The following is a 21418-nucleotide window of genomic DNA, read 5'->3' on the forward strand; positions in this document are numbered from 1 at the left end:
GCCGATTCGCCGGGAGCCTCCGCATGGCTCCGCATCGTCGGCCTCATCTTCTGGTGGATCCAGAACACGTAGTCCGACCATGTGGGCAAGGCCACGCCCTCAACGGGGGCGCGGCAGCAGGTGGCGGAAGGGCCGGGCTGCCGTGATTTTCACCGACGACTCCGGCCAGTAAGAGCGGGGCCAGAACATGTCTTGATCCAACGTGGCAGCGAGGAGAGGGACTATGTACGCGGCAGGGCGCCGGAGACTGCTCGGGGATGAAGTGATCGCATACATCGATCGCCGGGTAGCTGGCGCGGCCTCGGGATGCTCGCGGAGTTGGTCAAGGGCAGGCGGGATCAGCGATCCCCCGGCCGATCAACCTGGCAGACCGCCATGAATCGGATGCCCGGCGACTACGCCGAAGCTCTGGTCCGTCGGGGGTGCCGAAGCGGCAATGTCGCCGCCGGTGGCAGCGAGGAACTCGGCATCGAGGATGGTGCCGCGACCGGGCACACTCCGTCGCGAACTACGCAGAACCCAGAACAGGCCCCACCTCATCGACGGCTGCCTCACCGCCACCGGCCTCACTCCCGCTGTGCCTGCCGTGCGCCCGAGTCTCCGTACGGGACTGCCCGCACCTTCGCACGGGGCACCTGGCCGCATGGGTCGGCGGACCGCAGGTCTGGGGCGTCGCAGGAGTCGTCTACGACCTGAAGACGCTGCGACCCGTCGGGCCTGCCCGACGACCACCCCACGGCGGAGATCGCCTACGACGACCCCGCAGGCCCGCGCCCCCGTAGCGGACCTGCGGAAGAGCAGCGCCCCGCCCCCGAACTTCCGGGTGGCGGGGCGCTGTTGCGCGCTGCTTTAGAGGTCCAGTACCGCGCGGAGCGCCTGACCGACGCGCTCCATAGCCGCCGAATCGACGGTGCCCAGCAGTTTCGCGCCGTCGAACCGGGCAACCCTCAGTTGCTGGATGTTGACGGCGACCGCGGTGCTCGGCAGCAGCTCGTCGAGCACGACCGACATCGCGGTGTCCGGGAAGCGGCCGGAGGGGTGCAGCACGATCGCGAGGACCGCGCCGTACGACTGCTCCAGGCCGTCGAGCGACACGACGAGCACGTTGCGGCCGTCGCCGAGTGTCCAGATCTCCCCACGCTTCACAGAGTGTCGCCCTCGCCGCACAGGTCGTCGCCGAGCCCGAGCTCGGCGAGCTGCTGGGCAGCGTCGAGCACGGCCTGACGACGTGCGGCGCGAACGATGTACGCGTTCAGGGACAGGCCCGCCGCGGTCGCGCCGGCGCGAATCGACGGGTCGAGGTCATCGGGGATGCGGAGCGTCATCACAGCCATGCCACCACTTTAGCAACCGAATTCCGGTTGCATCAGATGGTTGCCGCTTCGCATGTACAAGCGAAGCGGCAACCACGGGATCACCACGGGGGCGCGTACGGCATGGACGTGCCGATCGGCAGCCGGTCCGAGGGCTCGGAGGCGCTGCGGTGCCCCACCCGTAGCCCGGGCTGCGGCCAGGCGTACAACCGCGTGGTGACCGAGGCGGAGCCCCCGAGGTCCACCGCTACCTGATATACCACCTGCCCGTCCGCGCGGTCTTGGCGAGCCGTGACGGTTGCCCAGCGCCACCGGCCACGGGAGCGAACGAGAAGCGCCGGCGGATCGGTCCTCGGCCATGTCCAGACATGTGGGGGAGGGCCGTCGGGGGCTTTCCCGTGATCGTGGACACCGGTTGTCATGCGGCGGTGGCCAGCGTATGCAGTTGCTCGATCTCCGGGACGGCTACGAGGAAGGCAGGCTGCCGGATGGCGAGGTGGCGCCGGTGTAGGCGATGCGGAGGTGGGTCAGCTCACCGGGCCAAGGTCGCCAAGGCCCTCGTCGGCCTGTTCGGTATCGACAACCTCGGCGAGGAATCCGTGGTCGCCACCCCGCACGCCCGCACCGGCGACCTCCTGGCCGCCCTGCACGCCCAGGCCCTCGAAGGCTCCCCACGCGTACCTCGCCGCTGACCCCGCACGGCGAGGCCGACAGGCGGTGTCGGAAGGCACCGTCTTCGCCGCGGCCGAGCAGATCGAGGAGTCGGGCGGCTGTGCACCATAGGACTCGCCGAGGAGCTGGTCGCCTGAGGGGATCGTCGCCGACTCCCTGTGGCCGCGCACCCTGCGCGAGGCTTTCCAACGGCAGACAGCGGTTCCGTACAGCCGCTTGCCCTGATGGGCTCTCCTCGTCATCCCAAGACCACGTCGCGCGGAGGCTTGGCGTCCAGGTATGCCGTGGTGTTCTCCATCGCGGCCGTGACGATCCGGGGCACGGTGTCGCGGGTGGCGCCCGCGATGTGCGGGGTGAGCACGACGTTGGGCGCGCGCAGCAGCCGAAGCTCCGGTCCCGGGGGCTCGGGGTCGAAGACGTCGAGGCCGGCGCCGGCGATCCGGCCGGCCTCCAGCGCCTCCGCGAGGGCCTCTTGGTCGACGAGGGCGCCCCTGGCCGTGTTGATCAGGAACGCGGTGGGCTTCAGCAGCGACAGCAGGTCGGCGTCGAGCAGCTGCCGGGTCTCCTCGGTGAGGGGGACGTGCAGCGACACCACGTCCGAGCTCCGCAGCAGTTCCTCGAGCGGCGCGCGGCGCGCGTCGTACCGCTCGGCTGCCTCGGCGTGCTCGCTGCGCGCCGTGTACAGCACCGTCATGTCGAACGCGGCGGCCAGCCGGGCCACCTCCTGGGCGACCACCCCGAAACCGACCAGGCCGAGAGTCCTGCCCGCGAGTCCGGTCAGCGACGGCCGCAGGCGGTCCATGGCCCAGTCGCCGGCGGCGAGCGCGGTATGGGCCGGGACGAGCTGCTTGGCGAGGGCGAGCAGGAGCGCGAGGGTGTGCTCGGCGACCTCCCGGTGCTCGGCGCCGGTGGAGCCGATGTTGCACACCGTCACCCCCCGGGCGCGTGCGGTGTCCAGGTCCACGTAGTCGAAGCCGTGGCTGGAGCACTGGACGAACTCCAGGTGCGGCGCGGCCTGGATGTCCGCCCCGGTGACCGGTGCGAGGGCGGTGACCAGGACCTGGGCGCGGGACAGCGCCTCCGGATCCTCGCCGGTGGTCTCCACCACCGTCACGTCGGCCCGGTCGGCGAAGGCTGCGGCGAAGGCGGCGCCGACCTGGCGTCCGCCGACGTGCGGCGGTACGACGACGAGGACGGTCTTGCGGTCGGTCATGGCTGGCTCCTGCGAAGGTTGGGTGGGCTGGGCTCGGTATCGGACTCGGCCGACCGTCACCAGGGGCTATCCCCGGCGCGGACCAGGACGCCAGGGGTGAGCTCGGCGGGCCGGGTCCAGCCGGACAGGGCCGGGCTGAGCCGAACTCGGCGAGCAGGCCGCGCAGTACGTGGCTGACGCCGGCCACACCGTCGAGGCCGTCCCTCCAGGCGTACGGGTGGCCGCAGCACACGGCGGGCGCCGCTGTGTCGCATGTGGGGGCCGTTCGCCAGCTCATTCGAACAGATCCGGATCGGTTCGCGAGATCTGTTCGAAGCGGTGGCGCCGCTCGGTGGCCGCATTGTCGAAGACCGGCGGCCGGGGGAAGATCAGGTCCGCTTCGGGGACGGGGGTCAGCCCGGTGGGCGGGATGCGCTCGGCGGTGGGGCGACCGGTGGGGGTGGCTGCGGCTGACAGGGTGCTTCTCCTTGGGGTAGGGGGAAGAGGCTCTGGGCCACACGCTCGCCATCGCTAGTGCAAGGTGTCGAACGCCATCGCGAACACGCCCCAGGCGTATCTGCGGGTCGCGCCCGGTTGGGTGTGTCGGGAGGCGGGTTGTGGGGGTGGGGGGTGGCGGGGTGTGTGTTGTGTGGTTGGGGGTGGTGGTGGCTGGTGGTGGCTGGTGGTGGCTTTGGGGGGGTGGGTTCAGCTGTTGGTCTGTGGGTTGGTCATGTTTGCTGGTGCTTTGACGTTGCGTCTGAGGATTTTGCCGGTGGGGGTTTTGGGCAGGTCCGGGACGATCCATATGTGTCGGGGGTATTTGTATGCTGCGGCCTGGGCTTTGATGTGCTCGCGTAGTTCCTCGGGGGTGGCGGTGGTGCCGTCTTTGAGTGCGACGGCGGCGCAGATCTCCTCGCCGAGTTCGGGGTGTGGGATGCCGATGACGGCGGCTTCGCGGACGGCGGGGTGGGTGTAGAGGAGTTCTTCGATCTCGCGTGGGTAGACGTTGTAGCCGCCGCGGATGATGAGGTCCTTTTTGCGGTCGACGATGTAGTAGTAGCCGTCCGTGTCGACCCGGGCCAGGTCGCCGGAGCGGAACCAGCCGTCGGTGTCGATCGCTTCGGCGGTGGCCTCGGGGCGGCCCCAGTAGCCTTTCATGATGTTGTGGCCGCGGATGGCGATCTCGCCGATGCCGTCTGCGAGGTCCAGCAGGGTCATCTCCACTCCGTCGACGGGCTGGCCGATCGACCCGGGCTTGCGGACCCGGTCGGGGTGGTTGAACGAGGCCACGGGCGAGGTTTCGGAGAGGCCGTAGCCTTCCACGATGATGCAGCCGAACTCGGCCTCGAAGGCGTGGAGTACCTCCACCGGCATCGCTGAGCCGCCGGAGACGCACAGCCGCAGGCTGTGCGTGTCGAACGTCGACCGTTCCGGGTGGCTCAGCAGTCCGACATACATCGTGGGCACGCCCTGGAAGATGCTGACCCGGTGGCGTTGGATCGTTTCGAGTACTGCGTGCGCGTCGAAGCGCGGCACCAGTGCCAGGCAGGCGCCGGCGGTGATCGAGGCGCTCAGGCCGCAGGTCTGGCCGAAGACGTGGAACAGCGGCAGCGCGCCGAGCACCGTGTCACCGGCGGTGAGGGAGAACAGGTCGATGGAGACCTTGGTGTTGCTGGTCAGGTTGGCGTGGGTCAGCTCGGCGCCTTTGGGGGTGCCGGTGGTGCCCGAGGTGTAGAGGATGACGGCGGTGTCCGACGCGTCGCGCTCCACGACCGCGGGCTGCGCGGTGGTGATGGCGAGCAGGGTCTCGAAATCGCCTGGTGTCACCAGCAGGCACTCGGTGCCCGCGGCCGCTGCGCCGGCCTGGGCGTCCTGGGCGAACCCGTGCCAGGCCAGCACCAGTTTCGCTTGCGAGTCACCCAGGTAGAACGCCACCTCACGTGCCTTGAGGAGCACGTTCATCGGTACCACCACGGCGCCGGCGCGCAGGATGCCGTAGTACACCGCGGCGAACTGCGGCACGTTGGGCAGCATGATGCCGACCCGGTCGCCGGGCTGCACGCCCCGGTCGCGCAGCAGTCCCGCCACGCGGGCACTGGCTTTGTCGAGCTGCGCATAGGTCAGCAGCGTGTCGCCGAGGCGGATCGCGGGGGCGTCGCCGTCGCGTGCCGCCGACGCGGCCAGGCTGTGCGCGAGGTTGGTCATGACCAGGTCTCCCTGTCGTTCGGGATGGCAATTCGGGATGGCAATTCGGGATCGGGATGGAATGGGAAGTTGGGAAGTGGTGGGGAGGTTTCAGTTCGCTGCGGGTGTGACAGCGGCGGTGGTGGTGGTGCGCAGTTCGTAGGGGGCGGGGTCGGGTTCAGTTCGTTGCGGGTGTGACGGCGGTGGTGGTGGTGCGTAGTTGGTAGGGGGCGGGGTCGAAGCGTCGGGTCAGGCGGCGGTACTTCCAGGTCGTGTCGGGCCAGTTGCCCCAGGCCACGCCGTCTGTGCCCTGGTAGAAGCTCTGGCAGCCGCCGACCGACCAGACCGTGCGCGCCAGCTTTGCTGTTTGCTGCCCGACGTAGGCGCGCTGTTCCGCGGCGCGGACCTCGATGCTGGTGATGCCGCGTGCGCGCATCAGGCGCAGCGCGTCCATGGCATACGCCACCTGGCACTCTTCCTGGAACACGTGGGAGTTGTGGCCGGTCGCGCTGCCGGGGCCGCCGAGGCGGAACAGGTTGGGGAAGTTGGTCACGGTGACGCCGAGGTAGGTGTGCGGGTTGCCGTTCCAGCACTCGGCCAGGGTCCGTCCGTCGCGTCCGCGCAGGTGTTGCGCGATCGGCGGGTCGCTGACGTGGAACCCGGTGCCGAAGACGATCACGTCGGCGGGGTGCTCGCGGCCGTCGGTGGTGACCACCGAGTCCGCCCGTACCTCGCGGATGCCGGCACTGACCACCTCGACATTGGGTGCCGACAGGGCCGGATACCAGTTGTTGGATATCAGGATGCGTTTGCAGCCCAGCTCCCAGTCCGGGGTCAGCCGCTTGCGCAGTGCCGGGTCGGGCACCTGGCGGCGCAGCTGCCACAGTGCGGCCCTGGTCGCGGTCCGCCGTACCCGCGGCGACACCATGATTTTCCACATCACCAGCTCACGCATCCAGTACTGCCGGCGGCGCACCAGCCGCTGCAGCCAGGGCACCACCGCGTAGAGCCGCCGCTCGATCCGGGTTGTCGCACGGTCCATCCGCGGGGTGACCCACGGCGCCGTCCGCTGCACCACCGTCATCCGCCCGACGACCGGCTGGATCGCGGGCACGAACTGGATCGCCGAGGCACCGGTACCGACGACCACCACGGTGCGGCCGGCCAGATCGAGGTCATGGTTCCAGCGGGCCGAGTGGAACACCTCACCGGCGAAACCGTCCAGGCCCGGCAACTGCGGGAGCGAGGGCTCGGCGATGGGGCCACTGCCGTCGATGAGCACATCAGCGGTCAGCGGTCCGGCGCTGGTCTCGATCCGCCAGCGCTGCGCGGTGTCGTCCCAGGCTGCCTCCAGCAGGCGGCAGCCGAAGCGGATGTGGGGGAGCAGCCGGTGCTTGCGGGCGACCCGGTGCAGGTAGTCGCGGATCTCGGACTGCGGGGAGAAGGCGCGGGTCCAGCGCGGGTTGGGTGCGAAGGACAGCGAGTACAGGTTCGACGGGATGTCGCAGGCGCAGCCCGGGTAGGTGTTGTCCCGCCAGACGCCGCCCACCTCCTGCTCGCGTTCCAGTACGGCGAAGTCTTCCCCCTGGTGTTTGAGCGCGTGGGCCGCGGCCAGCCCGCCGAATCCGGCCCCGACAACGACAACGCGCAGATGCTGCGGCTCGAACTCAGCGGTCATGCGTGCCAGCCCCTCTAGAAAAGCTAACGTGATTCGCGTTAACCTCCCATTCATGGCAGCAGTCGTCAAGAGCCCAGAACCCGAACCGTCCAGCCCCGAACCGTCCAGCCCCGAACCGTCCAGCCCCGAACCGTCCAGCCCCGGGCCGGACCCGGCCGGACCCGGCCGCCCGCGCCGCCGGCAGCCGGTCCAGGCCCGCAGCCGCGAGACCGTCGAGCGGATCCTCGACGCCGCAGCCGCCCTCCTGGAGGAGGGCGGCGTCGACGCCGTCACCACCCGTGCCATCGCCGAGCGCGCCGGTATCACCGCACCGTCGCTCTACCGCTTCTTCGCCGACCGTGACCAGGTCCTCGACGCGCTGATGGAACAGCACCTCGAACGGCTCAGCGCCTTCCTCGCCGGGGCGGAGGAGAGCTGGTCGCCCGCGTCACTGACACAGCTCGTGGGACGCGAGCTCGACTCCTTCGCCGCCTACTTCCAGGCGAATCCCAACGCCGCCCGGCTGTGGTTCGACGGGCGGGTCTCACCCACCGTGCGGGCCGAGGTCCGGCGCTACCACCACCGCACCGCCGAACACCTGCACAGCCTGGCCGTCACGGCCGGCCTGACCACCCCACAGACCGAACTGCTCCCCTTCGTCATGACGGTCGAACTCGGCGACCGAACCCTGGACCTCGCCTTCCGCGAGCGCCGCGACCCCGACCCCGACGTAATCCGCCACGGCCGGATCGCACTCACCGCCTACCTGGAGGCCGCACTACCGCAATAGCACCCACCACCCGACACAAACACCGCACAGCAACCACCGCACCATCGGCACCATCGGCACCACCGCACCATCGGCACCACCGGACTCGGCGGCACCGGTCACCGGAGACGAGTGGCCGGCGGCGCCGGTGCCGTCACCGGTCCCAGACAGATCCGGCCGCATGGCCGCGCTGTTGGTGGACCCGGCGAACTCTCGGTGTGCCACAGCACACCCCAGAAGCCCAAGTATGTGCGTACGGCCATTCCCTCCGGCGCACCACCGCCCTACGTTGGTCGCCCAACGCCACGACGCAGCGCCGGACAGAGCGCGCGCTCCGGCCGGCGGCCCCCCGAACGGCCACACCCTCACTCCCCACCGACCAGGAACGGAACCATGTCCATGTACGAGATCACCTTTCCCAGCGGCAAAGACCACTGCTCCGCCTGGCATCTCCCGGGGACCGGTGACGCGTTCGCCGGCGCAGGCGGACGGCCGTGCGTCGTCATGGCGCCCAGCTTCGGGGGCACCCGCGACGGCGGCCTCCAGGCTTACGCCGAGGGCCTCGCGACTGCCGGCCTTGACGTCGTGCTCTTCGACTACCGTGGATTCGGCGGTTCGACCGGAACCCCACGACAGGACGTCTCCTTCCTGCGCCAGCGGCAGGACTATCACGCAGCCATCACCGCGGCTCGTCGGCTGCCGGGCATCGACCCAGCCCGGATCGTGCTCTGGGGCAATTCCTACGCGGGCGGCCACGTCGTCGCGGTCGCTGCCCGGGACCAGCACGTGGCGGCAGTCATCTCGATGACGCCGGCGATGGACGGCATCACCGTCGTCCGGCAACTGGCACGCAACGGCGGCCCGTTGCACCTGATCAGGGCCACCGTCAACGGTCTCCGTGATGCACTGAGGGCCGTCACCGGCCGCACCCCTCTCCTCGTTCCGGTGGGCGGAGAGCCCGGCTCGAACGCCATCATGGTCAAGCGAGGGCTCCTGCCGGCCTACCGCGCCGTCGCCGGCCCGGCCTGGCGCAACGAGGTATGCGCACGCACAGCACTCCAAGTGGCGTTCAACCGACCGATCAAGTTCGCCTCCCGTGTCTCCTGCCCGCTGCTCATCCAGGCCGGGACCCACGACCAACTCGTGCCACCGGCGCCCGCACGCCGGGCCGCCGCGAAGGCGGGCAGCCGGGCCCAGCTGGTGGAGTACCCCATCGACCATCTCGACGTCTACACCGGCCCGGCGCAGGCACACGCGCTGGCCGATCAGCTCACATTCCTGCGCCACACCCTCGCACCGAGCCCCACTCGCCACCAGACGTCTGCCCCCCGTCACAAAGAACCCTGATCCCGGACTCATCACCCGAGCGCAGTCGCGGAAGCCGGGCGCGCCTGCCCCCACCGCATCAGCCATCGCCTTCGACTGGAGCCACCCATGAAACTCAAGAACCTCAACGGCAAGGTCGTCCTCATCACCGGCGCCGGCAGCGGCATCGGCCGCGCCACCGCCCTGCTCAGCGCCCAGCGCGGCGCCATACTCGTCCTCTGCGACCGCGACGAAGCCGGACTCAACGAGACCGCGGCGGCTGCCCGCGCCCTCGGCAGCGAGGTGTTCGCGCAGACGGTCGATGTCGCCGACCCTGCGGCCATGGACGAATTCGCCGACGCCGTTCACGCCCGGTTCGACACCGTCGACGTACTCATCAACAACGCCGGCATCGGCGTCTGGTGCGGTCTCCTCGACACCCGGCCCGAGGACTGGGACCGGCAGCTGGCGGTCAACGTCAAGGGCGTCGTGCACGGCTGCGAACGCTTCCTCCCCCGGATGATCGAGCGCGGTCGCGGCGGCCACGTCGTCAACGTCTCCTCGGCGGCCGGCTACATGGCCGCCCCCTCCATGTCCTCCTACTCCGTCACCAAGTTCGCGGTCTTCGGGCTCTCCCAGGTCCTGCGCATGGAGATGCGCCCCCACAAGATCGGCGTCACCGCCTCCTGCCCGGGGCCGACCAACACGCCGATCATCCGCACAGGCCCGGTCCGCGGGGCAAACGCCGAGGAGCGGGCAGACAACGTCCTCAGCTTCTTCCAGAGGACCGGCGCCCGACCCGAGAAGGTCGCCAAGACCATCCTGCGCGCCGTCGCTCGCAACCGTGCCGTCGCCCCCGCCGGCTTCGAGGCCCACGCCCTGTACTACGCGAGCCGTATCTCCCCGCCCGTCGGACGTTGGATCGCCGTACGCTGGGCCGTCATGGCCAACAAGGGATGAATGCTTCGTCGAGAGCGCGTGTCCCACCGTCCGCGTGCACGACCAGGAACCGGAGCCAGCCATGAAAGTCAGAAACCTCAACAACCATGTCGTCCTCGTCACCGGCACCGACCCCGACGGACGGTCCACCCGGGCTCAGAAAATGTACGAGCGTCGCGGCTACCCGCCCCAGCATGTCGCGCTGAACGTCCTGCGTGCGGTGGGGCGCAACCGCACCGTCGCGCCCGAGGCCCAACTCATGTACGGGCTCACCTGCATCTCCTCGCCCCCCGCCCGCCGGTTCGGCTGATCATGATGAACGCGAAGCCGAATTTCGGCGATTTCCAGCTTGAGGTCTACATGCGCGGCCTGTCGGGTGTGCGCGAGAACCTGCCGTTCACCTATGCGGAGCTCGAGGCCCGCGCTCACGCTGCGCTCCCGCCGGACATCGTGTCCTATGTCGCGGGCGGGGCCGGTAACGAGTACACCCAGGACGCCAACGTCACCGCGTTCGACCGCTGGGGCCTGATCCCGCGGATGCTGAGCGGCGCCGCCCAGCGCGACCTCTCGATCGACCTCTTCGGGATGTCATTGCCGACACCGCTCCTGCTGGCTCCGGTCGGGGTCATCGGCCTGTGCGCGCAGGACGGCCACGGCGACCTCGCGACCGCGCGCGCCGCGGCGAAGTCGGGCGTGCCGATGATCGCCTCGACACTCTCGGTCGACCCGCTTAAGGACGTCGCCGCGCAGCTCGGTGACACGCCCGGGTTCTTCCAGCTCTACACCCCCAAGGACCGCGAGGTCGCGCAGTCGTTGGTGTCGCGCGCCGAGGCGGCCGGCTTCAAGGGCATCGTCGTCACCCTCGACACCTGGCAGCTGGGCTGGCGCCCGCGCGACCTGGGAATCGGCAACTTCCCGCAGCTGCAAGGCCACTGCCTGGCCAACTACTTCTCCGATCCGGTGTTCCGGGCCAAGCTCGCCAAGCCCCCGGAGGAGGATGTGCGGGCCGCGGCGCTCGTATGGGCCTCGGAATTCGCCGACCCGACACTCAGCTGGGACGACCTGGCATGGCTGCGGTCGATGACCACGCTGCCGCTGCTGCTCAAGGGCATCTGCCACCCCGACGACGCACGGCGCGCGATCGACGGCGGCGTCGACGGCATCTACGTCTCCAACCACGGCGGCCGCCAGGCGAACGGCGGCATCCCCGCGATCGAGCTGCTCCCCGCCGTGGCGGAGGCCGCAGGCAGCACCCCGGTCATCTTCGACTCCGGTGTGCGCAGCGGGGAACACATCGTCAAGGCCCTCGCTCTGGGCGCGACGGCCGTCGCGGTCGGCCGCCCCTACGCATACGGGCTCGCGCTCGGCGGCGACGACGGCATCGTGCACGTCCTGAAATCGCTGCTGGCCGAAGCGGACCTGCTGATGGCCATCGACGGCTACCGGTCGATCGCCGACCTGGGCCCTGACGCGCTGCTCAGGCGGGTCTGAACCACGCAGCCGAACCCTCACCCCGGGCGCCGACCAGCGCCCAGGGCGAGTCCTTCGTCAGCAGTTCGCACGGAGCCGATGCCAACCTCCCCTGGTCGACGGCACATTGACTGCCCCGGAGGTGTCGGTACGAAGACAGCGGTGTCGGTACGAAGACAGCGGTGTCGGTACGAAGACAGCGGTGTCGGTACGAAGACAGCGGTGTCGGTACGAAGACAGCGGTGTCGGTACGAAGACAGCGGTGTCGGTACGAAGACAGCGGTGTCGGTACGAAGACAGCGGTGTCGGTACGAAGACAGCGGAGCCTCGGTCCCCAGATCGCGCGGACCAGCACGCCCGCCGCGCAGCCACCGCCGTCGCGCCGCCGACCAGGTCCCAGGCGCGAGTCCTTGCCGCCATGGCCGACCCCGGCGCGCTCAGCCGGTGGGCGGTCCGAGGCGGCGCCTGAGCTCGAGCGCCAACTCGACTGCGAGCCGTCGCTCACCCGGCTGGTAGCCGAGCAGCTCGGTCGCCCGCGCGATGCGCTTGAGGATCGTGTTCCGGTGGGTGTACAGGCGGGCGGCGGCACGCGGCGCGTTCTCGGCCTCCTCGAGATAGACGCGGAGCGTCTCGCGCAGTCGCGCCGCCGCAGAGTCCTCCTCGGCAAGCGGCCCGAGTGTGGTCGCGACGAACTCGGCGGCATGGCGTGGATCCTGCGCGGCAAGCACGGTGACTTCGAGCTCCCGGTAGGACGCGAGCCGTTCGCTGTCGGGGTTGCCGAGGAGCAGACGGTGCACGGTCAGAGCAGCCTCGTGGCTGGCACGAAAGCCGGCGATGCCATGACCGGTGGGGCCGATCGCGGCCCGCAGGCCGTCATGCGTCCGATCCATCGCCGAGCGCAGCTCCTCGATGGGTGGTTCGTCGTCGATACTCATCCAGGCCCACAGCGTGGTTGTGCCCGCCGGAAGCGTCAGGGGCTTGCGTGCGCCTGCAGCACGGGCGAGCACCGACGCTGCCGACTCCAACGCTCCGTGCGGCGCGCCGGGCGACTCGGCCCAGACGACGACTGCAGTGTGGCTCCGGTCGAGCGCGTAAGCCATCCGCTGACCGGCGACCGCAGGGTCGACGGGCGCGCCGTCGAGGATCAGCCGGACGGTCTCGGTGCGCCTGGCGAGCGCGCCGCCGATGATCTCCTCGCGCTCGCGCTGGGCCTCGGCGAGCGTGATACGGAGCGTCTGGTCGACGTAGCGGAAGGCGAGCGAGAGCGAGAGTTCGGTGACGCCGATCAGTTCGGGCCCGGGACCGACGACCTCGTACGCGCAGGCCATCCAATGTTCGAGCGCGACCTGCTGGCCGCGCCGAGCGCTCTCGTAGATCGCGTCGAGGGCGATACCCCGACGCGCGATCGTGCGGGCGCCGTCGAGTGCTTCGGGTGGGATCCCGATCGGCAGGGGTGACTCCGCGTCCCGCGCATAGCTGAGGAATCGTTGCAGGTGGCTGCGGTGGTTGGCGGTCAGTTCGGCCACGATCGCGGCGTCGGCCCCGAACGCCGGGACCGCCTCGATCGCGGCAGCATCCATCTCGGCAACGGTCTCGTCGAACTCGAGGGCCAGGCGATCCGCGATCACGGCGACAAGCTCGAAGGTCCGCGTGGTCGGCTTCAACGTCCTCATGCGTGCAGTGTGCCGTCGCACACCATCACCCCACAAGCCAGGGCATGCGACGCATCCTGGTGGCAGCGGTGATCGGTTCCACTCGATCGTGCCGCGCTCGTCGCGTCAGGTTCCAGGGGCGATCCTGCCGTAGGCGGACTGGGTACTGCTGGTGGCCGTCCACCATTGCACGAGCCTTACCGTGCGGCAGCTTGTGCTGCTCTGTGGCTGTTCACCTGCGGCTGCGTTCCGGTCACCCAGGGGCTGCGGCCTCTCCAGGCCATCGATCAGGCCCGTCGGCTCCGCCGCTGCCGTAACGAAGGCGCGGCGGAATTCGGGCCCGCGCTCCTCGACCCCCAGCTCCTCGGCCGGCGGTGCGGTCGATCGCCTGTCACTCCGCAGCTCGCCGGCCAGGCTCCAGCCGGTCGAGCAAGGTGTGGAAAGCGGCCTCTGCCCGGTCCCAATCCGCGCCACGGCCCGTCCGCGGCCAGCGGGCGGGGCAAGAGGTCGAGCAGCCATCGGAGCAGGCCGCTGCGGTCATCGTGTGGGCGCTGACGGGCCGTCCTCAGGCGCAGTCGTGTGCCCGGCATGCGTTGCGTGACCGATTTCGACGTGCGGCTTCAGACCGGAGCGCAACACGCGGCCGAGCGCAATGGACAGTGCGATGCGCAGCAGGCGTCCGCTGCCAACTACCTTTGGCCGGAAGCGGATCGTCCAGGTGAGCTCAGTCTCCTCTCCATCGGCGCGAAGTGAGATCTCGCCCTGGTGACAGATGAACGGCGATCCATTGATCACCCGGTACCGATATGTGGTCGGTGGCTCGAAGGTCACGACCTGTTCTGTCGTTGTTGTCCCGGGCAGCTTCAGCAGCCGTTGCGATCCGCGGCCGTCTCGACCGGGCGTGCCGTCGACGATGCGTCGCGCAGAGCCGATGCCGAGCCAGCTGGCCATGTTGTCGTGGTCGGTGATGACGTCCCAGGTGGCACCGACGGGTGCGGCGATGCGCACCGTCTGCTCGATGGCGTGGGTGTCGGCCTTCGGTCGCCGGTCGGCCCGCTTCGCGGTGAATCCCCAGTGCTTGTCGGACTTCGCCGACATCCACATCAGCTCGACGGAGAACTGCTGAGGATCATTGACGTAGACGACGCCGGCGCCGGGCAGGTGACGCGGCTTGGTGTTCGGCACCGCTCCGGCACGGCGTGCCCGTTGGTACAGGTCGTCGTGGTCGCGTCGCGAGCGCGCGCCGAAGGCCATGTTGAGTATGCCTTGATCAGAGATCCGGTGATCCGCCGGGCGGTCCCGCCCGACCGGATCGAGGTACTGGACGACCTCCACCAGGAAGTCGCCGGCGAGGTACACGGCGCTGCGGGTCTGCGCGCCTGGCAGGCCCCACAACGACTCGTGCTCGGGTGTGCGCAGCGCGTCGGTCGAGCGGGCGAGGCCAAGTCCGTCGAAGAACGCGGCCGAGCGGGCGAGATCCGGCACCGACAGGGTGACCGACCGCAGCGCGACCGAACACGTCGCCCGGGCAGCACTCCGTGCGGCACCGCCCAGCGGGTCGTCCTCCATGATCTCGACGAAAACGCCGTCGGGGTTGCGCACGCAGGCTCGTCGCGCACCGGGTGGGCCGACCGGGGCGGTGATTGGCGGTGAGGCGAGCCGCGCCAGCCGAAGCAGGGTCTCGTCGAAGTCGGCGACCCAGACACCGATGCGCGAGTACCCGATGTCATTCGGCGTCCGGTCGGGCGGCATCAGCCGCGCCAGCGGGCGCTCGAACTGGAACATCTCAAGCTGAAACCACTCGTTGCGATCGACCAGCCACCGGCAGGTCGAGGCGACGCGCGGCAGGCCCTGCACCGCCGACGCCAGCGGGCCGCGCATCACCGCTCGCGCCCCACCTGCCGGCCAGAAGCCGAGCCCTTCGCGGAACCACCGCTCGGTGCGCGCGAGGTCGATGACGGAGAAGGCCACCTGACACAGCGATGGGTGTTCGGAGGTGGGACGGTACGAGGTCGGAAGTGTGGTCGACATGCTGCTCTCCCTGCTGAGATCGCGAAGTGTCTAGCGGGGGTGCGACGTTGGTGTGGACACGGCCAGGCCACCGAAGCCGGTCCCGACAATCACGACACCGAGGTGCGGTGGCTCGAACCGACCAGGCACGTCTGACACCCTTGAAAAACGAACGCGAGTTGCGTTAGGTTTTCAGTTATGCCAAGATCCGTCAAGAGCAGTCAGGTCGCCGGTTCGCCCCGACCAGGAGTGGACGGGGCCGGGGCCGATCGGCCGCGGCGACGGGAGCCCGTGCAGACCCGCAGCCGCGAGACCGTCAAACGCATCCTGGACGCGGCGGCCGGGCTCATCGACGAGGGCGGCGTCGATGCCGTGACCACCCGTGTCATCGCCGATCGCGCCGGCATCACCGCAGCGTCGCTCTACCGCTTCTTCGCCGACCGTGAGCAGATCCTCGACGCGCTGGTCGAGCGCCACCTGGAACGGCTCACGGCCCACGTGGCCGCGGTTGAGGCGGACTGGGCGCCGACGTCAGTCGCGGAATTCGTCGAGCGCGAAATCGACGCCTACGCCGACTACTACCGCGACCACCCCAACGGCGCCCGGCTGTGGCTGGGCGGAAGGGTGTCGCCGACCGTGCGTGCCGAGGTACTGCGCTACCACCGCAGCACCGCCGAGCGCTTGCATGGCTTGGCCGTCGCAGCCGGACTGATCGCGCCGCAGACCGACCTGCTCGTATTCGTGGTGGCGGTCGAACTCGCGGACCGGGCTCTCGAACTCGCGTTCCGGGAGCGTACCGACCCTGACCCCGACGTGATCGCCTACGGCCGAGTCGCGCTGATCGCCTACCTCGAGGCCACGCTGCGGCAATAACCCCCCATTCCCGCCCACGGCCCGGCGTCGCAAGCATCGACGTCTGCCCACATCGAGCAGGAAGCCAACCATGCACGAGATCACTTTCGCCAGCGGCAGCGATCGCTGCGCCGCCTGGCATCTCCCCGCCGGAAGCGACGCCTTCGACGGGCCGGGCGGACGTCCGTTGTGCCGTTATCGCGCCGGGCTTTCTCGGCCACCCGTGACAACAGCTTGCTCGGCTATGCCGAGGAGTTCGCAGCAGCCGGCATCGATGTCCTGCTCTTCGACTACCGCGGGTGCGGCGAGTCCGGTGGGCTCCCCCGTCAGCTCATGTCGGTGCGGCGTCAGCGGGAAGACCTGCAGGCTGCGATCGCAGCATTACGCCGGCTACCAGGCGTCGATGCCGAGCGGATCGTGCCCTCGGGATTCTCATACCCGGGCGGGCACGTGGTCGCGGTTGCCGCCCAGGACCGACGCGTCGCGGCGACGATCTCGGTGACACCCGCGATGGACCGCATCCCGGTGCTGCTGCTGCAGCTCGCCCGTACCGCCGGCTTGCGTCATATCGCTCGTTCGCCGGCACACGGACTGCGCGATGGGCTACGCGCACGGACCGGCCGCCCGCCGTACGTCGTGGCAGTGGTGGCGGACCGGGCTCGCGTGCGATCTTCGCGAGGGAGGGCGGCGAGCACCTGTACAGCGCGGGCGCGGGGCCGAGCCGGCGCAACGAGCTATGCGCGCGCATGGCACTCCATACGGGGTTCGATCGGCCGATCAGGTTCGCGTCGTGCCTTGCCTGCCCGCTGCTCGTCCAGGTCGCACCGTGCGACACCATCGCCCCGGCCGCCACGGCCCGCCGTGCGGCCGCGACGGCGGGTGCGCACGCCGAGCTGCGGGAGTACCCGCTCGACCCTAGGGATGTCCACCTCGGCACCGCGCAACAGCAGAGAGCCGCCGATCAGCCGGAGTTCCTGCGCCACGTTCTCTGACGGGTCCGCGACCGCCCCAGCGCGGAGACGCCATCAGGCAGCCGATGGACACCGAACTGCGCCGCGTCACACGGCCCCATTTCAAACAACGTCCGGCACAACGGAAGCGGAGTGAGTACCTTGTCGAAGCGAGCGCAGCGAATCCTGATCTGGTGGGCCGTGACCCTCCTGCTCATCTACTCCCTGAACCTCGGGCTCCTGTTCAACATGATCCCGCCGCCGAGGGCCACACTCTCGATTGAGCAGATCTCGGACTGGTACGCACACCGGCACACCCGCATCCGCCTGGGCGCGGTGATCGCCTCATGGACCAGCGCGTTCCTGCTGCCGCTGTCGGTGGTGATCGCGGTGCAGCTCGGCCGGCTCGAGGGCGGTCGCCGGGTTTGGTCGATAGCGGCGGGCGCCAGCGGCGTCATGTCCTCGATCTTCATGGTGCTGCCGCCCATCTTCTGGGGAGTCGCCGCGTACACGCCGTCGCGCGATCCACAGGCCACCGCCCTGATGCACGAACTGGGCATGCTGACCCTGGCGACGACGGTCCAGTACTTCATCTTCATGTTCGTTGCGGTCGCCGTGTTCTGCCTCCGCACACCGACGATGCCACACTCCCCATTCCCTCGCTGGTTCGGCTATTTCACCGCTTGGGTAGCCGTGATGTTCGAGGCCGGCCCCATCGCCTTCCTGACCAGAACCGGGCCATTCGCGTGGGACGGCCTGCTGGTCTTCTGGGCACCGCTCGCTCTCATCGTCACGTGGGTTTCAGTCATGGTCTTCCTGCTGTTCAACGCGATCAAGCATCAGGAAGACGACGACGAGGCGACCACGACCGCGCCGATCCTCGCCGCGACGGCCTGATCTTGCGGGCACAGATGGCGACCACGACAGACGTTCCCGCCGAGCCGCCACCGCGGGCCTCGTCCGCACGGCACATTCCCGGCGAGACCGGTCTCTGGATCATGCTGCTCGGCGACATGACAGTCTTCGCGGTCTTGTTCCTCGCGTACCTGCAGCAGCGCGGCCAGCATCCTGCTCTGTTCGCAGCCTCGCAGAGCACCCTCAACGGTAATCTCGCCACGATCAACACCCTTGTGCTGCTGTCCAGTTCCGTCCTCGTCGTCCTTGCGACCCGTGTCGTGCGCACCCCACAGCGCCGCTACGCACCGTGGCTCCTCGTCGGTGCGATCGCGCTCGGACTGGCCTTCGTCGGAATCAAGGCGATCGAGTATCACCACCTGTTCAGTGCCGGCATCACGTCGCACATGAACTCCTTCTTCGTGCACTACTTCACGCTGACCGGCCTGCATCTCGCGCACCTGTGCGCGGGGCTGATCCTGCTCGCGGTGCTGCTGACACTGTCGAGAAAGCACGAGCTCACCACCGCTCAATACAAGCTTTTCGAAGGCGGCGCATGCTTTTGGCACATGCTCGACCTGCTCTGGCTCATCATCTTCCCGCTCGTATTCCTGGTGAGGTGAGTGACAATCGTGTTGCTGCGGACGAAAGCCACCGTTGTATGGGCAGTCCTGGTCGCGCTCACGACGCTGTCCTGGATGCTGGGTACGACGCACGGATTTGGCACTGGCGGCCATCGACCCGCGAGCGTCGTCATTCTCGTCTTCGCGCTCTTCAAGGCCAGGCTCGTCGGTCTCCATTTCATGGACCTACGACGTGCTCCGACTGTACTTCGTGCCCTGTTTGAGGCTTGGTGCGCCGCAGTCTGCGCAGCGACCATCGGCCTGTTCCTCTTCGCATAACCGAGCGTCTTCAAGATGGCCACCGATCGGGTGACGGCCGCCGGACGTGACAGACGAGGCCCTCGGGCTGTTGAACGAGATGTCTCACGTCTCAAGTCACCAGCCAGGGGGCCTCAATGGTCGTCTGTCCTGCCACACTCGACCTCCCGCACGCCCTCGTGGAGTGGGTCACGATGCTCATGCATGTACTCGGAGATCGCCGCCAGGTTCGGGATCGGCGAGGGCGGCACCACTGAGTGTCGGGTCGGTGAACGCCCAGGCCCACACGAGTGCCTCGCGGGCGTCACCCGCGACACCGTGCCCCGGATCGCCACGGCCGCGATGGAGAGCACCACGGCATACCTGGACGGCAATCCTCCGCGCGACGTGACCTGCGGGGCGATTCGGCGCCCGGGCGGGCCATCGCATCCGAGGCCCGGTCGGTCCAGCAGCATGGGCCGGCGCACCGCACGGTGTGCCCGCCCATGCTGTGGGCAGATGGGACCGTCCCCTTCACCGCATCACGGAACACCTCACCGAGCTGACTGGCGATCAGGCCGGGTCGACGAAGATGTCGAGTGCGAGCTCGCCGCTGAAGCCGTCGGGGGTGTAGACGGACAGGTCGGTGACACCCTCGGCGGCCAGCACCTCGTCGTCGATGTACAGGTTGCCGGTGGACTCCCGGGCGTTGCGGGTGAGGATGGCGTACGCGGCATCGGCCATGATCTGGGGACTGCGGGCTTGCCCGGCGCCGCCGACCACGTTGCGTACGGCGGCTGTGTCGATCAGGGTTCGCGGCCACAACGAGTTGGCGGCGATGCCGTCGGCGGCGAGTTCCTCGGCGAGCCCGATGGTGCACAGGCTCATGCCGTACTTCGACAGCGTGTAACCGAGATGCTTCCCCACCCAGTACGGCGCGAGGTTCAACGGCGGGGAGAGCGTGAGGATGTGTGGGTTGTCCGCCTCGCGCAGGTGCGGGACCGCGGTCTTGCTCAGCAGGAACGTGCCACGCGTGTTGATGTCCTGCATCAGGTCGTACCGCTTCATCTCCAGCTGCTCCGACGGCGACAGGTCGATCGCGCTGGCGTTGTTCACCACGATGTCGATGCCGCCGAAGGCCCTGACCGCCTCATCGACGGCGGTGCGCACATCCTCCTCGTTGCGGACGTCGCCGACGACGGCCAGTCCCTTGCCGCCCGCGCGCTCAACCTCTTCGACCGCCGTGTACACCGTGCCTTCGAGCTTCGGGTGCGGCTCCGCGGTCTTGGCGAGCATCACCACGTTCGCACCGTCGCGGGCCGCGCGCAGGGCGATGGCGAGTCCGATGCCGCGGCTGCCTCCCGACATCAAGATGGTCCTGCCGACCAGCGTCTGTGTCATGGTCGAACCTCCAAAATCAATTGGGGAGCTAATGATATGCATTGCTAATGATATAGTCTACGCATGACTTTGACTCCCACACGCCAGAGCGACCGGCTCTACCACGAGCTCCTCGCCCCTGAAGAGACGCAGTCCGTTCGTGCCGCCGTGCGCCGGATCGCGGAGCGCGAAGTGGCTCCGCACGCCGCGGCGATCGCGGGAGGCGACGAGCGCACGGACGGTTTTCCCCGGCAGGTGTTCGAGGCGCTTGCACAGGCAGGGGTCTTCCGGATCCCCTTCCCCGGCGACGTCGGCGGCGACGGGCTGATCCATCCGGCGACCGCCACCGCTGCGGCTATCGAAGAACTGGCCTACTACTCCAGCAGCGTCGCGGCCGTCTTCGACGTGCACTGCATCCTGGCGGGCAACGCGCTCAACCAGGGCACCGAAGCACAGCGCAAGCGATGGCTGCCCAAGGTGGTCGACGGAACGCTGGTCGGCGCGTTCGCCACCACCGAGCCGGATGCTTCCAGCGACCTGTCTCCGCAGGCGGTTCAGACCGAGGCCATACGTACCGAGGCTGGCTGGGTACTGAACGGCCACAAGCGGTGGATCTCCAACGCTCCGGTCGCCGGGTTCGTGGTGGTTCTCGCCCGGACCGGCACGCGGCTGAGCATGTTCATCGTCGACACGGCACTTCCGGGCGTGGAAGTCGGTCTCGCCGACCGCAAGATGGGCAACCGCGGCCAGCTCACCGCGGACATCCGCTTCACGAATGTGCACCTGTCCGACGACGATCTCCTCGGTGGCGCCGAGGGACACGGACTGCGCCACGCGCTGTCCACTCTGACCTACGGCAGGATCGGCATCGCGGCCGCCGGAGTCGGCATGGCACAGGCCGCCTTCGACCTCACCGTGGCCCATCTGTCGACGCGACACGCCTTCGGCAAGCCGGTGGCCGCCAACCAGCACTGGCAGTTCCTGCTTGCCGAACGGGCCACCGAGATCGACAACGCCCGCACCCTCTACACCAAGGCCGCCCAGCGCCTGGATGCCGGCAACCCGTCTCCGGAGCCCGAGGCCGCGATGGCGAAGTACTACGCCACCAAGCTGTCGGTGGACATGGCGCGCGATGCCGTCCAGGCTTTCGGCGGTCTCGGCTTCGCCCGCGAACTGGGCGCCGACGGCAGCCCCGGTCCCGTCGAGGCGATCTACCGGGACAGCAAGATCGGTGAGATCTACGAAGGGACCAACGAAATCCAGAAGTGGGTCATCGCCCGCCAGATCTTCGGCCGCGACGTCATCGGCTGAACAGCCCG

The 21418-nt window shown here is 69.1% G+C and carries 21 protein-coding genes and 2 pseudogenes; 13 read left to right on the plus strand and 10 right to left on the minus strand.

Annotation, left to right across the window (positions count from 1 at the left end; genetic code table 11):
* Positions 1 to 849: 849 nt before the first annotated feature.
* From OG293_RS37785 to OG293_RS37815, 7 genes are all read right to left on the minus strand, one after another.
* Positions 850 to 1146: a hypothetical protein gene (locus tag OG293_RS37785; RefSeq protein WP_406003255.1), complete on the minus strand. Its 297-nt coding sequence runs from the start codon at positions 1144 to 1146 to the stop codon at positions 850 to 852.
* The gene (locus OG293_RS37790) at positions 1143 to 1334 is read right to left on the minus strand and encodes a toxin-antitoxin system HicB family antitoxin (protein WP_406003256.1); all 192 of its coding nucleotides are present in this window, start codon (positions 1332 to 1334) and stop codon (positions 1143 to 1145) included. The genes OG293_RS37785 and OG293_RS37790 overlap by 4 nt, the downstream gene beginning before the upstream one ends.
* A gap of 80 nt (positions 1335 to 1414) precedes the next feature.
* A complete protein-coding gene (locus tag OG293_RS37795) occupies positions 1415 to 1576 on the minus strand; it encodes a hypothetical protein (RefSeq protein WP_406003257.1) in 162 nt (53 codons plus the stop codon).
* A gap of 264 nt (positions 1577 to 1840) precedes the next feature.
* Positions 1841 to 2227 carry a hypothetical protein gene (locus tag OG293_RS37800; protein ID WP_406003258.1) on the minus strand — a complete coding sequence of 129 codons (387 nt, stop codon included), beginning with the start codon at positions 2225 to 2227 and terminating at the stop codon, positions 1841 to 1843.
* Positions 2224 to 3198 carry a 2-hydroxyacid dehydrogenase gene (locus OG293_RS37805; protein WP_406003259.1) on the minus strand — a complete coding sequence of 325 codons (975 nt, stop codon included), beginning with the start codon at positions 3196 to 3198 and terminating at the stop codon, positions 2224 to 2226. The genes OG293_RS37800 and OG293_RS37805 overlap by 4 nt, the downstream gene beginning before the upstream one ends.
* 684 nt (positions 3199 to 3882) lie before the next feature.
* On the minus strand, positions 3883 to 5382 hold the full coding sequence (locus OG293_RS37810; protein ID WP_406003260.1) for a long-chain-fatty-acid--CoA ligase: 1500 nt from the start codon (positions 5380 to 5382) through the stop codon (positions 3883 to 3885).
* Between the two features lie 157 nt (positions 5383 to 5539).
* Positions 5540 to 7039: a flavin-containing monooxygenase gene (locus OG293_RS37815; protein WP_406003261.1), complete on the minus strand. Its 1500-nt coding sequence runs from the start codon at positions 7037 to 7039 to the stop codon at positions 5540 to 5542.
* Between the two features lie 52 nt (positions 7040 to 7091).
* Here OG293_RS37815 and OG293_RS37820 point away from each other — a divergent pair, with 52 nt between their 5' ends.
* The 5 genes from OG293_RS37820 (at position 7092) to OG293_RS37840 (ending at position 11522) form a co-directional block, all read left to right on the plus strand.
* Complete coding sequence (locus OG293_RS37820; RefSeq protein WP_406003262.1) at positions 7092 to 7808, plus strand: TetR/AcrR family transcriptional regulator; 717 nt, start codon at positions 7092 to 7094, stop codon at positions 7806 to 7808.
* A gap of 372 nt (positions 7809 to 8180) precedes the next feature.
* The gene (locus OG293_RS37825; protein ID WP_405997193.1) at positions 8181 to 9134 is read left to right on the plus strand and encodes an alpha/beta hydrolase; all 954 of its coding nucleotides are present in this window, start codon (positions 8181 to 8183) and stop codon (positions 9132 to 9134) included.
* A gap of 87 nt (positions 9135 to 9221) precedes the next feature.
* Positions 9222 to 10052, plus strand: coding sequence for an SDR family NAD(P)-dependent oxidoreductase (locus OG293_RS37830; protein ID WP_406003263.1), 831 nt, complete (start codon positions 9222 to 9224; stop codon positions 10050 to 10052).
* Between the two features lie 61 nt (positions 10053 to 10113).
* Entirely contained in the window at positions 10114 to 10341 is a 228-nt protein-coding gene (locus OG293_RS37835) for a hypothetical protein (RefSeq protein WP_406003264.1), read from the plus strand.
* 2 nt (positions 10342 to 10343) lie between these two features.
* Entirely contained in the window at positions 10344 to 11522 is a 1179-nt protein-coding gene (locus OG293_RS37840) for a lactate 2-monooxygenase (protein WP_406003265.1), read from the plus strand.
* Between the two features lie 416 nt (positions 11523 to 11938).
* Here OG293_RS37840 and OG293_RS37845 read toward each other — a convergent pair whose 3' ends face one another.
* Together OG293_RS37845 and OG293_RS37850 are read right to left on the minus strand one after the other, a co-directional pair.
* Positions 11939 to 13174: a PucR family transcriptional regulator gene (locus OG293_RS37845; RefSeq protein WP_406003266.1), complete on the minus strand. Its 1236-nt coding sequence runs from the start codon at positions 13172 to 13174 to the stop codon at positions 11939 to 11941.
* A gap of 516 nt (positions 13175 to 13690) precedes the next feature.
* Positions 13691 to 15124, minus strand: a complete 1434-nt coding sequence (locus OG293_RS37850; RefSeq protein ID WP_406003267.1) for an SRPBCC family protein — start codon at positions 15122 to 15124, stop codon at positions 13691 to 13693.
* Positions 15125 to 15454: 330 nt separating this feature from the next.
* Here OG293_RS37850 and OG293_RS37855 point away from each other — a divergent pair, with 330 nt between their 5' ends.
* The 7 genes and pseudogenes from OG293_RS37855 to OG293_RS37885 all read left to right on the plus strand — a co-directional run.
* Positions 15455 to 16036 carry a TetR/AcrR family transcriptional regulator gene (locus tag OG293_RS37855; protein ID WP_406003268.1) on the plus strand — a complete coding sequence of 194 codons (582 nt, stop codon included), beginning with the start codon at positions 15455 to 15457 and terminating at the stop codon, positions 16034 to 16036.
* Positions 16037 to 16204: 168 nt separating this feature from the next.
* Positions 16205 to 16525: pseudogene (locus OG293_RS37860) on the plus strand (alpha/beta hydrolase); the annotation flags it as partial.
* A gap of 236 nt (positions 16526 to 16761) precedes the next feature.
* Complete coding sequence (locus tag OG293_RS37865) at positions 16762 to 17007, plus strand: hypothetical protein (protein WP_406003872.1); 246 nt, start codon at positions 16762 to 16764, stop codon at positions 17005 to 17007.
* 159 nt (positions 17008 to 17166) lie between these two features.
* Positions 17167 to 17862 carry a hypothetical protein gene (locus OG293_RS37870; protein WP_406003269.1) on the plus strand — a complete coding sequence of 232 codons (696 nt, stop codon included), beginning with the start codon at positions 17167 to 17169 and terminating at the stop codon, positions 17860 to 17862.
* A gap of 14 nt (positions 17863 to 17876) precedes the next feature.
* Complete coding sequence (locus OG293_RS37875; protein ID WP_406003270.1) at positions 17877 to 18482, plus strand: cytochrome c oxidase subunit 3; 606 nt, start codon at positions 17877 to 17879, stop codon at positions 18480 to 18482.
* Positions 18483 to 18491: 9 nt separating this feature from the next.
* Positions 18492 to 18761 (plus strand): cytochrome C oxidase subunit IV family protein, encoded by a 270-nt coding sequence (locus tag OG293_RS37880; RefSeq protein ID WP_406003271.1) that lies wholly within the window; start codon positions 18492 to 18494, stop codon positions 18759 to 18761.
* Between the two features lie 116 nt (positions 18762 to 18877).
* Positions 18878 to 18964: pseudogene (locus OG293_RS37885) on the plus strand (IS5/IS1182 family transposase); the annotation flags it as partial.
* Positions 18965 to 19292: 328 nt separating this feature from the next.
* Here OG293_RS37885 and OG293_RS37890 read toward each other — a convergent pair.
* A complete protein-coding gene (locus OG293_RS37890) occupies positions 19293 to 20120 on the minus strand; it encodes an SDR family oxidoreductase (RefSeq protein WP_406003272.1) in 828 nt (275 codons plus the stop codon).
* Positions 20121 to 20183: 63 nt separating this feature from the next.
* Between OG293_RS37890 and OG293_RS37895 the strand changes: the two genes are divergently transcribed.
* Entirely contained in the window at positions 20184 to 21410 is a 1227-nt protein-coding gene (locus OG293_RS37895; RefSeq protein WP_406003273.1) for an acyl-CoA dehydrogenase family protein, read from the plus strand.
* Positions 21411 to 21418 lie beyond the last annotated feature (8 nt).

It is taken from the genome of Streptomyces sp. NBC_00829 (assembly GCF_045161795.1).
GTDB lineage: Bacteria > Actinomycetota > Actinomycetes > Streptomycetales > Streptomycetaceae > Streptomyces.